14 protein-coding genes are annotated in these 12,549 nt (G+C 46.8%); 6 read left to right on the forward strand and 8 right to left on the reverse strand.

Annotated elements, in window-relative coordinates; translation table 11 throughout:
* The first annotated feature begins 141 nt into the window (after positions 1 to 141).
* Complete coding sequence (locus tag ACJJIY_RS14275) at positions 142 to 1,608, forward strand: alanine/glycine:cation symporter family protein (protein WP_445358143.1); 1,467 nt, start codon at positions 142 to 144, stop codon at positions 1,606 to 1,608.
* Between the two features lie 43 nt (positions 1,609 to 1,651).
* On the opposite strand, the gene ACJJIY_RS14280 is transcribed toward ACJJIY_RS14275, so the two are convergent.
* Both ACJJIY_RS14280 and ACJJIY_RS14285 read right to left on the reverse strand, forming a co-directional pair.
* Positions 1,652 to 2,026 carry a SirB2 family protein gene (locus ACJJIY_RS14280; protein WP_445354491.1) on the reverse strand — a complete coding sequence of 125 codons (375 nt, stop codon included), beginning with the start codon at positions 2,024 to 2,026 and terminating at the stop codon, positions 1,652 to 1,654.
* Positions 2,027 to 2,283: 257 nt separating this feature from the next.
* Entirely contained in the window at positions 2,284 to 3,156 is an 873-nt protein-coding gene (locus ACJJIY_RS14285; protein WP_413662402.1) for a M91 family zinc metallopeptidase, read from the reverse strand.
* 575 nt (positions 3,157 to 3,731) lie between these two features.
* Between ACJJIY_RS14285 and ACJJIY_RS14290 the strand changes: the two genes are divergently transcribed.
* The 4 genes from ACJJIY_RS14290 to ACJJIY_RS14305 all read left to right on the forward strand — a co-directional run bounded on the left by ACJJIY_RS14290 (position 3,732) and on the right by ACJJIY_RS14305 (position 7,779).
* Positions 3,732 to 4,220: a hypothetical protein gene (locus ACJJIY_RS14290; RefSeq protein ID WP_445358144.1), complete on the forward strand. Its 489-nt coding sequence runs from the start codon at positions 3,732 to 3,734 to the stop codon at positions 4,218 to 4,220.
* 270 nt (positions 4,221 to 4,490) lie between these two features.
* Complete coding sequence (locus ACJJIY_RS14295) at positions 4,491 to 5,486, forward strand: zinc-dependent alcohol dehydrogenase family protein (protein ID WP_444897661.1); 996 nt, start codon at positions 4,491 to 4,493, stop codon at positions 5,484 to 5,486.
* Between the two features lie 250 nt (positions 5,487 to 5,736).
* A complete protein-coding gene (locus tag ACJJIY_RS14300) occupies positions 5,737 to 6,693 on the forward strand; it encodes an antibiotic biosynthesis monooxygenase (protein ID WP_445358145.1) in 957 nt (318 codons plus the stop codon).
* 138 nt (positions 6,694 to 6,831) lie between these two features.
* Complete coding sequence (locus tag ACJJIY_RS14305; RefSeq protein ID WP_444959640.1) at positions 6,832 to 7,779, forward strand: DUF5996 family protein; 948 nt, start codon at positions 6,832 to 6,834, stop codon at positions 7,777 to 7,779.
* An 18-nt stretch (positions 7,780 to 7,797) separates the two neighbouring features.
* On the opposite strand, the gene ACJJIY_RS14310 is transcribed toward ACJJIY_RS14305, so the two are convergent.
* From ACJJIY_RS14310 to ACJJIY_RS14325, 4 genes are all read right to left on the reverse strand, one after another.
* Entirely contained in the window at positions 7,798 to 8,277 is a 480-nt protein-coding gene (locus ACJJIY_RS14310; RefSeq protein WP_445358146.1) for a low molecular weight protein-tyrosine-phosphatase, read from the reverse strand.
* 41 nt (positions 8,278 to 8,318) lie between these two features.
* Entirely contained in the window at positions 8,319 to 9,053 is a 735-nt protein-coding gene (locus ACJJIY_RS14315; RefSeq protein ID WP_445358147.1) for a hypothetical protein, read from the reverse strand.
* A gap of 18 nt (positions 9,054 to 9,071) precedes the next feature.
* Positions 9,072 to 9,740, reverse strand: a complete 669-nt coding sequence (locus ACJJIY_RS14320) for a class I SAM-dependent methyltransferase (RefSeq protein WP_445358148.1) — start codon at positions 9,738 to 9,740, stop codon at positions 9,072 to 9,074.
* A gap of 212 nt (positions 9,741 to 9,952) precedes the next feature.
* Complete coding sequence (locus ACJJIY_RS14325) at positions 9,953 to 10,864, reverse strand: LysR family transcriptional regulator (protein WP_444893545.1); 912 nt, start codon at positions 10,862 to 10,864, stop codon at positions 9,953 to 9,955.
* Between the two features lie 106 nt (positions 10,865 to 10,970).
* Here ACJJIY_RS14325 and ACJJIY_RS14330 point away from each other — a divergent pair, with 106 nt between their 5' ends.
* Entirely contained in the window at positions 10,971 to 11,270 is a 300-nt protein-coding gene (locus tag ACJJIY_RS14330; RefSeq protein ID WP_445358149.1) for a GFA family protein, read from the forward strand.
* Between the two features lie 67 nt (positions 11,271 to 11,337).
* On the opposite strand, the gene ACJJIY_RS14335 is transcribed toward ACJJIY_RS14330, so the two are convergent.
* Both ACJJIY_RS14335 and ACJJIY_RS14340 read right to left on the reverse strand, forming a co-directional pair.
* The gene (locus ACJJIY_RS14335) at positions 11,338 to 11,781 is read right to left on the reverse strand and encodes a YtoQ family protein (protein WP_445358150.1); all 444 of its coding nucleotides are present in this window, start codon (positions 11,779 to 11,781) and stop codon (positions 11,338 to 11,340) included.
* A gap of 154 nt (positions 11,782 to 11,935) precedes the next feature.
* Positions 11,936 to 12,403 carry a nuclear transport factor 2 family protein gene (locus ACJJIY_RS14340; protein ID WP_444936125.1) on the reverse strand — a complete coding sequence of 156 codons (468 nt, stop codon included), beginning with the start codon at positions 12,401 to 12,403 and terminating at the stop codon, positions 11,936 to 11,938.
* Positions 12,404 to 12,549 lie beyond the last annotated feature (146 nt).

Genomic DNA, 12,549 nt, shown 5'->3' on the forward strand with positions numbered 1-12,549 from the left:
ACTGATGCGGCTCTGTTATATGGAGCCGATGGGCTCTGTTTTTCCAGCATTAACTCCAAGGTGACTAGTAGATTGGCCTGCTAGTCTTAGAGCCAAATAACAGATTTGTTTAATAACGATAAGTTGTCCTGGGAGTGGTCAATGCAAGGGTTTCTGGATCATTTCACTACCCTGATCGAGTGGGCAAACCTGCTTGCCTGGGGTGGCGTCGGTGGCATCTGGTGGCTTGGAATCTTGATTTTAGGATTGCTGCCGGCGGGGCTCTACTTTTCTATTCGCACTCGCTTTATACAATTTCGTCACTTTGGTCATATGGTCAAAGTCATGATTCGTGGCATCCATAAGGAAAATGAAAATTCAGTAACCGCATTTCAGGCATTTGCCACTAGCGCAGCTGCGAGAATCGGCACCGGGAATATTGCTGGTGTGGCTGTGGCTATAACCGCTGGCGGGCCCGGAGCGGTGTTTTGGATGTGGCTGGTGGCCTTGCTGGGGATGGCTACCAGTTTGGTGGAGAATACTCTCGCGCAAACTTACAAAGAGCGCGGCGATGTTCCCGGGGCGTTTCGCGGCGGGCCTGCCTATTACATTGAAAAGGGGCTGGGACCACAGTGGAAATGGCTGTCCCTGACTTTTTCAGTTTTTCTCATGATTTGTTACGGATTTACCTTTAATGCTGTGCAGTCAAATACGATGGCTGCCGCATTGTATGGAGCTTGGGGTGTAAGCCCTTTATGGGTGGGTTTTTTTATTGCGCTCTTTGCCGGGATTATTGTTTTTGGCGGTATTCGTTCAATTGCGCGATTTGCCGGTATTGTTGTCCCTTTTATGGCAATTGGTTACTTGTTGGTAGCATTCTATGTGTTGGTCGCCAATATTGCTGAATTACCTGGGGTGCTGTTGGAAATTCTGGCAAATGCCTTCGGGTTTCAGGAGGCTGGGGCGGGGGCCTTTGGTGCGGCGGTGGCCAATGGAATCAAGCGGGGCCTGTTTTCCAATGAAGCTGGACTTGGCTCCTCGCCCAATGTCGCTGCTGCTGCAGATGTAAAACACCCAATGGTGCAGGGATACGTGCAAATGGCATCGGTATTTCTCGATACCATTATTATCTGCACTTCCACGGCAGCAATTATCTTGGTGGCAGATGTCTTTATGGTCGGTAATTTGGAAGGGGTTGAGTTGGTTCAAGACGCGCTGGCGAGCGAGGTGGGTACCTGGGGAAGCAGTTTTATTGCTACTGCATTGATGTTTTTTGCCTTTACATCAATTATCGGTAACTACTATTACGGCGAAACCAATATTTATTACCTCTACCATACCCGAACATCCATTTTATGTTATCGGCTATTGTTTTTAATGTTCGTACTTTTTGGGGCTTGGGTGGCAGATACGGGAAGTGCGGAAAACTTTGTCTTTCTTTGGCGTATGGCCGATGTCTCGATGGGTTTTATGGCATCGGCAAACCTTATAGCTATCTTACTTTTGTCTGGTGTGGCCTTTAAGGTAATGGCAGATTACGAGGGCCAGTTGTCTTCCGGGGTGCGTGAGCCGGTGTTCAATGGAAGTAAATTTAAAATAAAAGGCATTGAGCACGATGTTTGGGGTTGATACCAGTTTGAGGTTGATACCAAGAGTGCTCAATGCCATCCAGTTACAAGCTGGGCTTGTGCATAGCCAGATAAAAAATAGCGACTACTTGCAGGAAGGCAAGTACACAGGCAGTGATTCTAATTGGCTTGGAAAAGTTGGGGCGTAAAGCAAAGACGCCAGCAATAATGTAGCCAAATACCAGGGCTACTTTCGCAGCTAGCCAGGGCGATGTGCCCGGGTTCCAGCTGCCGAGAATTACCAGTCCGGCAGCCGCAGCTAACAGCAAAGTGTCGTTGAGGTGTGGCACCCAGCGCAGAGGGCCATTTCGCCAGCCCGTGTTGTGGCTGAACTCCAATCCCACTCTGATGGTAAACAGCAGGATACTGAGCGCTGCGGCGGTCATGTGGACGTGTTTTATAAGGGCATAATCAATCATGGTTATGATCTGGCTGTATGTTGACCAAGGTGTTCTGTGTACCTTCCAGACAAAGGGAAGGTGTGATTCTAGCCGCCAAAGCATAACGACATGCTGTGGTCGGATGCAATATGCAAAGCGGGGAAGGCAAGAAACCTACTGCTAGCGATATCTCATAAGTTAATACTGCTAGCAGTAGGTACACAGATCATATCTGTCAGTTTGCTCTGGTGGGCCGGCCTCAGGTTTTGGTGCTGGCGGGGCCCATATGCGCGAGATTAGTTCAGGTTTCTGATCTGGCCATACTTCATCCGTTGCGCTACGCCATGTTCAGCCCGAATCATATTTTCGTTAATGGCTAGCGGGTCAGTAGGTACATTACCGTCATCGTCACTGAGCCCGACAGTGGCGATCTCCTCACGCAATTCCATGGAGCCACCTACCCAAATCCAGCCGCTAGTCCTGGTTGAGATCAGGTTGTTGCGGTTCGGGATAGTTATATTGTTATAAACAATATTTAGGCCGCCATTGGCAATGCGGGCCATGGTTAAGGGAGCATTTTGCTGGCGGAGCACTCTACCCATGGGAGCCTGGCGTTCATCCGCCAGGAAAGTGGAATTTGCACTGCCCGACAGGTATCGCCCGCGATTACAGCGGTCAGCGTGGACCAATTCATGGGCCAGGGTGATATAGCTTGGGCAATTCCCCATTGCCACGGTGCCGTTGTTGGCCAGGTTGGCGGTTTGCAGGGCTGTATTGTTCCACATTACAACGCCGCTGGAGCCGCTGCTCATCACTTTGGCCATAAAGCCTCTGTCCGGGCTTACTAGTGGGAGGTAGCTCTTAAAGCCGCTCCATACCTGATCCATCAGCCACTGGTCGGGACGAAATCCGAGAGCGTGGTGCTCAGTAATTCTGGTGTCGTGGCGGCTGGTAATTAGTCGGCGTAGCAGAGTGGTGCTGTTTGCCCTCAAGCCAGCTGCAGTCAAAATACCAACTCCCTCTGTAATTCGCAGCACATGTCGCCCCCCGGTTCGGTATCGCTCCTGTGTATAAGTAAGTGCGGTACCGACACCGCCGACAAGAGTATTCAGGGCAGCCCTTACTTGTGTGATAAACGTGATATTACTGGAGTCAATGCAGAGTCCCATTGTTATTCTCCTGTCCTGCTCGCAATACGAATTATCGTGGCTGAGAAAAGTTGTGACTTTTTGAAGTTTCTTAAATGGAAATTAATACTTAAGCAGCATAAAGCTAAAGGTATTAATCGATATGATTTTAATAATAGTGTTCTGTACTTGCTTAGAATTTTTGAACTGAAAAGTTCTCTTTGGTCAGGTTGTATATTTTGTAAGCGAGGCAGGATGAATTCCTGGAAAATTAAAATTTTTTTTGTAATTTTTTTGAAATACATCTTGTAACTATCTAAATGATTATTTTAGGGATGCCTCTACGACTCTACTCCCAACTGGTACGTTTTGCTATATATTTTATTTTCCATGATGATTATTTTAATAAATTTAAATAATTGCTTGTTGAGCAGTGTTGGAGTGCACTATTTGGTAGCTAATGTGCTTGTCTGCTTTTGGGTGCTGCGAATTGCTAAGTTTGGCTTCTGGTATATGCAACTGTTTCCTATAAAAAATATAAATGGGTAGCGATTGAGTATCCTGTTGATATTACAAAAAAGGGAAGAAGTGAATTTAACTTCCGATCGCAATTAAGTGTGCCATTCGAGCTGGAGTTGCAGACAGAAAGGGTGCTTGATTTTCGCGAGCAAAATTGTCGGTTGGGTATTCAATTTCTTGATAGGGAAAAGTATAAAGTTCATCCTGAAACGCTGGCTATCGATTGGGCAATTTTAGAGGAGGGGGTCGAGGTTGCAGTGGGTAAGAGCGGTGACAAGGCCTCAGGATTTTGGGGGTCAACAATGGGAAAAACACTGCATGTATTCGAAACAATAAAGGGCAGGAATTATACCATTCTAGCTTCTGTGATAGAGCCTGACCCTGCACTTGCTGTTACGGACCCGGTGCTTAAGGTGGTAATTGATCGGATAGAACACAAAAGTGCCGTTATTTACTTCGGCCTGCTTAATTTAACTTCTTTTCTGCTTATTGTTATCGCTGCTGCAATTTGCTTCATTGGACTTACTACTGGGGTGGAAGGAAAGAATACACCGCACTCGAGACACGCTGTGAATACATCCCTGTAAGCTCCTAATCGGCATCCATGCCTCATAGGGTCCCAAGCGCGATGTATTCTTCCCTTCTCCCTTTTTAGTATCTTCAAGCGGCTGACTTGAAATTGCTAGCTTGAACCACACATAAGTAGATCCAAATGGCGATTTGTAAATGGGTTTGATTTATCAGGAGGAATCTAAATGGCCCCACTGTTAATAAGCGTCAAACTCTAGTGTTCATGGTACATTTTGTACAGCGTGAAGGTCGTTGTTCATAATCAATCGAAAAAAGGATACGGCGATATGTTAAAGGCGGAATATCAAGAGCGCGGACCAGTGCCGCAGGATGTTATTGAGGCGGTGTCCTTTGATACCCCTGAACTTCAAGAGGGGCAGGTGTTGCTGGAGATGCTGGCAGCACCAATTAACCCTTCAGATGTTCTGACCCTGACGGGCGATTATGGGATGTTGCCTCCTCTTCCTGCGGTTGGAGGCAATGAAGGTGTTGCTAAGGTCGTCAAACATGGACCTAATGTTACCGCGCCAGCCATTGGCCAGGTCGTTCTCCTGCCGGTAGGAAGCGGCACCTGGGCTACACATATGGTGGCCAATGCCCAGGGGCTGATTCCGCTCCCGAATAATGTGGACCCTCTACAGCTTTCCATGATAACGATTAATCCGCCAACAGCTTACTTGCTGTTGAGCGAATTTGTAGATCTCAAGGAGGGGGATTGGGTTATTCAGAATGCCGCAAATTCCGGTGTGGGGTCTTATCTGACAACCCTGGCCAAGTTGCGGGGCCTGAAAGTGATCAATGTTGTCCGCCGTGAGTCTTTGATTGAGCCGATGAAGGCCGCAGGCGCTGATGTGGTTCTCGTGGATGGTGAGCACCTGGGTAAGCGAGTGGCTGAGGCTACTGGTGGTGCTGAGATCAAGCTAGGCATTGATGCTGTTGGTGGAATGGCAACTGCTCGCATGGGTGAAGCTCTGTCAAATGGCGCAACCTTAGTGAATTATGGCGCGCTTAGTGGGGAACCTTGCGTTATCGCACCGGGGATGATCATCTTTAAAGATATCACCGTGCGCGGGTTCTGGTTGGCCAAATGGTTCGGCTCGGCATCCCCAGAGCGGCAACAGGAAGTTTTTGGCACTATCACAAAGCTTGTAGCGGAAGGTAAGTTATCTGCACCAGTTCATGGCACATACCCTCTGTCTGAAATTAAAGAAGCGGTACGAATAGCTGCGGCAGGCGGGCGTGACGGCAAAGTACTGGTTGTTAGTGAAAGCCTGACTAGCTGATTGCTCGCGCATTTATTTTTCTAGCGGAAGTGTCACCCAAATAGGCGACACTTCTGCAGACCGCTCCGTCATTCGTACGGAGCGTTACTTCCCAAATGCTACCCTTGATGTCAGTCCTGACATTTCGTCTAAGTTTGTTTGTTGCGATAGTTTTCAGCAAAAGCATTCGTTCGCAAAAATGAACACAAATATATTCTGCTTGCATAATACTTTGATCTTTAGTTCATCCGCCGGAGGCTGCTGCCAGATAATGGAAGAGGGTTCCAGTACTTGTCTTGTATTGTCTCAGGAGGTGCCAAAGTACTTGGGGGATGAGTATCGATCATGGCATCAGAAGCTGGTGGATGTTGCGCTAGATTGTGATGGGTTGCTCGAGGTAAATTTGTTAGAGCCCGTTTCTAATATCCAAAATGAGTGGGTTCAAATATTTCAATTTGATACGGTTGCTCACCTTGAAACGTTTCTTGGAAATAACTTACTTAAAGATCTAATTGCTTTTTTAGAGAAGAAATTCTCGGTTGAAGTAGTATCTCAAGTTGTCGCTGGTGCAGATCAACTAACAGTGCCCGTAACGATTGTGATATCCAAAAAAGTGAAGCCTGAATTTTTTCGCGAATATATGCAGTGGCAGAAAGAAATTGATAAAGCACTTAAAAAATATCCAGGCTTCTTGGGTGCTGGTCTAACTAAGCCAATAAAGGGGGTTCAAGAGGAATGGGTTGCAATATTTCGATTTGACTCCAATAAGCATTTAGACAGCTGGCTTAATTCTGATGAACATAGGCGATTGGTAAAACGTGGTGAAGGGTTTTTTGAAGATGTAAAAATCAAGCGGATAGGGCATGGCTTTGAGGATTGGTTTTCTCGGGCTCGTGGCCGAGCTCAAGACACCGCGCCCTCGCAGTGGAAAATGGCCATGCTCATTTTATTGATGTTATATCCGATAGTTATGGTTATTACGATATGGTTGTTACCTTTGGTAGAGAGTTGGCCCTTTGCGACGACTAACTTCTTTATCAATTTATTAATTGTTGCTTCGCTTACTTGGGTGGCGATGCCGCTGATCACTAGAACTTTTAATATTTGGTTGTCTGACAAGTCAGGAAAGCTAACAAAAATCAACACTATCGGAACCCTTATCATTATTGTTCTCTATGGGGTCTCGATAATGCTTGTTGCTTGGCTGTCGAGTCTGAATTTAAGGTAGTCTTTCATGATGATCAAAATAGAGCTGTTTATCTGTTTTTAGTTTTTTTCGGACGGGGTATTTTTAGTGGTCTAAGCTTGGCGGTTAACAGAAGGCACTAGGTATCGAGCGAGTCAAAGGATAGATGGAGCACGTATAGTGAGCAACTTAAAGAATTGGTCTGAGAGTAAAGACTGGCCAGAGTTACCCTACGCTGAGTCGGTAAATACGATTGCCACCCTGCATATGTGGATGCAAGTTATTGGCAAGATTCGCCTGGTACAAACCCCTTGGATCAATCACTCCTGGCATGTTCCTTTATATATTACCGCTAGAGGGCTGGAGACATCTCTTATCCCTTATGGAGGGAGGTCGTTTTCTATTGGCTTTGATTTCTATCATCACGTACTGAAGCTGTTGACCACTGAGGGGGGAGAATGGGTATTACCCTTGGAGTCCCGCACAGTTTCTGATTTCTACTGGGAAGTGATGGCTGCACTCAAGCAGCTAGGTATACCGGTTGAGATTAACACTATGCCATCCGAAGTGGCGGACGCGATACCCTTTGAGAGGGATCAGGATAACTACGAGTATGATCCCGAATATGCTAAACAACTATGGCAGGCATTGGTGCAAATTCATCGGGTTTTCACTGAGTTTCGTAGTCGCTTTATTGGCAAGTGCAGTCCAATTCATTTTTTTTGGGGAAGTTTTGATTTAGCACTTACCCGTTTTTCTGGCAGGGAGGCGCCTCCGCACCCTGGAGGCGTTCCACATTTTCCCGATTGGGTGGCCAGGGAAGCCTACTCCCATGAGGTTAGCAGTGCCGGTTTTTGGCCTGGTGGTGGTGGTGTAGATGGCGCTTGCTTCTATTCGTATACTTACCCAGAGCCCCAAGGGTTTCCCGAAGCAAGGGTGGCGCCGGCCTCAGCTTACTATTCCAAAGATTTGGGTGAGTTCTTGCTGCCCTATGATGCGGTGAGAGCTTCGCGTTCCCCCGATGAGGCGCTGTTTGATTTTTTGCAGAGTACTTATGAAGCTGCAGCCGATAAGGGAATGTGGGATAGGTCTGCCTTGGAGGAAAGTTTCCCCCCACAAGCCCGGTAGAATTTGTGGGGGCTTTGCTTATTCTCTGCTTTTAAGCTGCTCGATAAATGCATCAGATGCTTGTTCTATAAGCTGGAGAATATGTTGAAACCCTTCAATACCACCATAGTAAGGATCGGGTACTTCAGCGAAATCACTATCTTGCAACACTGATAAAAATAACCCTAGTTGGGCGTCTGATGAGTCAGGCTGCAAGGATTGCAGTGCTTTCAGGTTATCTTTGTCCATCGCAAAGATGTGATCATATTTTGTAAAGTCGGTGGTGGCTACCTGGCGAGCGTAGCTATTTTCAAATGAATAGCCATTTTCTTCACCAATCGCCAAAGTTCGCGGATCTGGTCGCTTACCCGCGTGGTAGCTGATAATGCCCGCAGAGTCGACGGAAACAGGAATACCCGCCTGCTGTGCCTTGGTGCGGAAAACGGCTTCCGCCAAGGGAGATCGACAAATATTACCGAGGCATACAAATAATATCGAGAGAACTGAATTGGCTGTCAAAATTGCTCCAAGATACTTCGGGTAAATTAAAGAGGGGTATTTTAATCAAAATATCGAATGTTTACACGCTGGCTATCAGGGGCAATAGAAAGTACGGCTTTAGTCTCAATATAAAACGGCTGGTGTTTACTTGAAAGGTAGTTGGGATTAAGCTGCTTTTGTGTAAAAGAGACCGTATTTTCTGTCGTCCAGTAAGCTTGCTCTGGTCCCCAGTTTTCAGGCTTTAGCTCGTATAGTAAGTCCAAAGTATTTTCAGATAGCTTGTAAACCTGTAAGGCATTTTCATTAAAACCGGCATCCAGGTCTTGTTCGGCAACAAAAAGGTAGCCGCCTTGTGGAGACAGCAAAGGGTAGCCGGCAAGAGAATATTCATGGCCGTTTCTCAGGTCGAGCAAAATATAGGAATGTGCTTCCCAGAGCTGTTGATGAATCAGTAGCAGGTTATCAGTTATTTGCTCAATTGCAGAGTAGGCTATGTGTTCTGCGGGACTATTTGCGGGAAGGATGTCTGTGTACGTCAGTAATTTCCCGCTATTCAGGGCTATAGTCAGGTGCCCTGGTTGCGTCCGCTGGATATGGTTGATCTGAGCACTCAATCCACTTTCGATTGACCGTGCACAGTTTAGAGAATTGTGAATATTAAGGCATTCAAATTTATCTTCAAATACACTGAAATGCAGGCCCAGGCAATAATTGGGAACTACTGCTAAAGCTGACAAGGTAACGAATATCAGTGGATTTCTCACCCCCAACTTAAACGAGAACTTGATCCTCATAAGTGCCCTGTAGATGCTCTAGCCGGTGATTTTGTGCCGCGCACTGAATAGTGCTACACACCCGCGAATTTCTATTTTGTACTCCTTAAATCGACTGGCAAGAAATGTATTAAGGTCCTCTTCACAATCCTGAGTATTAGAAAATATTCCTTTCTTATTGTAGATAGCCATTAACTTCTTGGCTGCCCCACTTTTCGGTACTCCTTCAGACAGGATGGTGGAACCAAAGACGGTGCCTGAATCCGATAGCAGGGTTGCGACATTATCCAGCGCAACCAGTTTTTCTGATAGCTTGCCGGGAAGGCAGTGAAATAGATAATTTAAGGAAATTGAATCAAAAACTTCAGTCTCTAAAGTAATTTTATCCAGGACATTGCAGCGGAACTGTGTTGGATTATACCGGGCCACTCTTTGCGCTGAGATATCCAGGCTGTTTTGATTCAGGTCCATCAGGGCGAGGCGGACTTTGTCGGAGGGGAAATGGCACTTGTCCATAAAGTAGCCCGTTCCAACACCTACATCCAAGTGGTTAGAGGATATATTTCGATTGAAGTGCTCTAGTATTCCAGGAGTTGGGCACTTCCAAATAAAGCGGTTTGATATGCCCAGAACCCACATATCATAAAGCCAAAGTACGGGTTTGGAATAGACAGCTTGGCCTTGTTCGACCTCTTTAGTGATTGTCACTTCAATCTCCAATGTATGACTGTTGTGCCGCTTTACCAATAAAGGAGAGGGGATGTATCTACAGTGTATTTCGAGAGTATTGTTTTCACTCTCTTCAGCCCCAGTAGCAAGCCGCTTATTATTGTTCTATGGTACCACCTAATGTGGTGCTAAACAGCTGAGTGTTTCACAGAGGATCTCTAATCGCTGCAGAGTTCTTTAGTGGCACATTCTCACTCATCAAACAGGCTAAAGTCATACTCCTGCAAGCGCTCTTGTGCAAAGTTCAAAAACACGTCAATTTTCTTTGAATCTTTTCGCTTTACTTTATAGATAGCGCCTACAGTTTTATCTTTTCGCTCCAAGTCAGGGAGTACCTCTACCAGTCGCCCCTTTTTGATATCCCGTTGGCAAAAATAGGAGGGAAGCTTGGCAATGCCATTCCCGTTTAATGCGGCTGCTCGGGTATGGAAAGTTTTGTTGGATATTAAATTTCCATTGAATTGATAGAACTTCCCATCAATTGACCAGCCATCTTCCAGGCCGTCAAGGCGGGTTAGCATGATGTTGTGTTGGCTGAGCTCGGCAATGGATTTGGGGCAGCCGTGTTCTTCCAGATAGGTCGGCGCGGCAATAAAAATAGGGCGGATACTAAATAGGGGCTGGGCGTAAAACTGGCAATCGGGCAGGGTTTCCCAGACGCGAAAAGCAATGTCGATATCGTCCTCGATTAAATCTAGGTGATAGGGGCTGAAGATAAGCTCCAAGCTGAAATCGGGGAATGCTTTCTGAAAATCATTGCAGATATGACTGAATACTTTTAGGCCGAGGGTTTCCGGAAAAGTGATTTTTAATTTTCCTCGGGTGAGCGTTGCCGCCTCTGCAATCTGGTCTTCCAGCTCGGTGAATGAGCTGATTATTTTTTGCCCTTTCTGGTAGGCAATCCTTCCGGCGTCTGTGACAGCGATTGCCCGGGTGGTGCGATTGAGTAACACCTGACCAAGGGCCTGTTCAAGTTGGGCGAGAGTCTTGCTTACGGTGGGCGTAGACAGGCCCAAGTGCTTGGCAGCTTTGCTTAAGGAGCCGTGATCAACAACACTGCAAAAAACGTTGATCAAGTGGTATTTGTCGTACTCTCTGCGCACACACTGTTTCCTTAAAGCTAAAAGATCTTTTCAATATATCCCCTTTGTTAAATTAAAGTAAATAGTAAACTGCTTCCCCATACTAATCGACCAGGGAGATAAGGCTATGAATCCATTAACTTGTCATTGTGGAGCGATTCATTTCAACAAGCTTATAGATGCCCTGTTTGTACCAGCGGGCCAAAGGGGGCACGCTGATACTGAAGTCGCTATCCATATCAGCGATCCTGAAAAGTCACTGCGCAAATATCATTTTAAAGAGGGGGCTTTACGGGAGAAGGCATTCTGCAAGCACTGCGGTGCAGAAATCTATGCGATCAATCGTAGCGGCGAGGTAGTGCACAACCCATCAGCAGAGGCAACCTCTAGGCCGAACTATGCCGGTGTCCTTAATTACGGCTTTTAGCTGGCGGCACCTACTGGTTGTGCAGTTTTGTTAGTAGATGCCTGCCGACTTGCTATCCAGAGGCTCTTTAGGCCTGAGTGGTTAAGTACTTCAGGATATCGACAACCTGTGCGGGGGTCTGTGCCCAAGCCTGGGCGGCACCGTCCACTTCCTTGAGTGCGTGCACCAAGGATTCATCGTGAAGTGTGATATAGGGCTTGCCTAAGGCTGCGCAAAAGCCGGCATCAAATGCGGCGTTCCATTGTTTGTATTTCTCGCCAAATCGAATCACCGCCAAATCACAGTTTTCAATCAGGTGCTTGATTCGGATTGCGTTAACTTTGGCAGATTTGTGATCCCGCCAGAAAGCGTTCTGCTCCTCACCCAGGCCATCACCAGCGGCATCGCTGGCATCGTGGTTGGTGACTGCGGAAGAGAAGGAGATATCCAGCCCTTCTTTTTGGCAACCTTCGATAATTTGCGCACGCCAATCGGAGTGGATTTCGCCGGAGAGGTAAACTTTAAGCTTCATTGAGTGGCCCTGTAGAACTGGAGACTAATATGCAATTTAGAGTCACATACTAGCACTTGGAAGCTTTGAAATCCGGTAGTTGTTCCAGTTGGGGGGGCTGAGAGCGATCAAATGGACACAGGCCCTGTGCGATCAGGGCCTGTATGGCACTTTATTATAGGACTTGCTGCTCAAACTGGACGTCTTTGGGGAATTTCTCTGCGGGCAGGCGGGTTGAGTGCAATTGGGCTACTAGCCACTTGCCATCGATTTTCTTAACAATGGCGCTTTCCAACCACACCGCTTCTTTATTGCCATCCTCGGATTTAAAAATGGACTTGGTCCAGTAATTGATGGTCAGCAGGTTCTCATGCTCTTCAAAGTTGATAATGCTGAAGTAGTTGATTCTTTCCAGCTTTGAGGGATTGGGCTTCATTACAGCGATAAGGTCTTCAATATCCCAGACTTCACCGTGCTCAAGGAGTATAAAATCGTCGCTGACGCCGTCTCGCATAGCCTGGTGGTCCAGGTTTGAAAGCGCAGCAAACAGCCCGTCTATCGTTTTAAAACCTTCGGGTTTCTCTACCGCTTGTGCGTTGATAGCGATAAAGGTAAGTAGTATTGCAAAAAATGATCTGATCACAGGAGTACCTCTGTGGTTATTTTAGGGGGGTGAAAAAAGGGGGGTATTTTAGCCGAGTCGGGCCCTAGTTGAATTACTTCGACAGCAACTTGGATTGCGCCGCAGTGACTGAAAGTCGCTTCTTGGGGATTGGGCCTATTCTAGCA

The sequence above is a fragment of the Microbulbifer maximicatervae (SeqCode) genome, assembly GCF_052468155.1.

Excerpts from the sequence above, each read along its gene's own strand:
- ACJJIY_RS14275 (WP_445358143.1), top strand. The coding sequence starts at position 142 with ATGCAAGGGTTTCTGGATCATTTCACTACCCTGATCGAGTGGGCAAAC.
- ACJJIY_RS14280 (WP_445354491.1), bottom strand. The coding sequence starts at position 2,026 with ATGATTGATTATGCCCTTATAAAACACGTCCACATGACCGCCGCAGCG.
- ACJJIY_RS14285 (WP_413662402.1), bottom strand. The coding sequence starts at position 3,156 with ATGGGACTCTGCATTGACTCCAGTAATATCACGTTTATCACACAAGTA.
- ACJJIY_RS14295 (WP_444897661.1), top strand. The coding sequence starts at position 4,491 with ATGTTAAAGGCGGAATATCAAGAGCGCGGACCAGTGCCGCAGGATGTT.
- ACJJIY_RS14300 (WP_445358145.1), top strand. The coding sequence starts at position 5,737 with ATGGAAGAGGGTTCCAGTACTTGTCTTGTATTGTCTCAGGAGGTGCCA.
- ACJJIY_RS14315 (WP_445358147.1), bottom strand. The coding sequence starts at position 9,053 with ATGAGGATCAAGTTCTCGTTTAAGTTGGGGGTGAGAAATCCACTGATA.
- ACJJIY_RS14330 (WP_445358149.1), top strand. The coding sequence starts at position 10,971 with ATGAATCCATTAACTTGTCATTGTGGAGCGATTCATTTCAACAAGCTT.
- ACJJIY_RS14335 (WP_445358150.1), bottom strand. The coding sequence starts at position 11,781 with ATGAAGCTTAAAGTTTACCTCTCCGGCGAAATCCACTCCGATTGGCGT.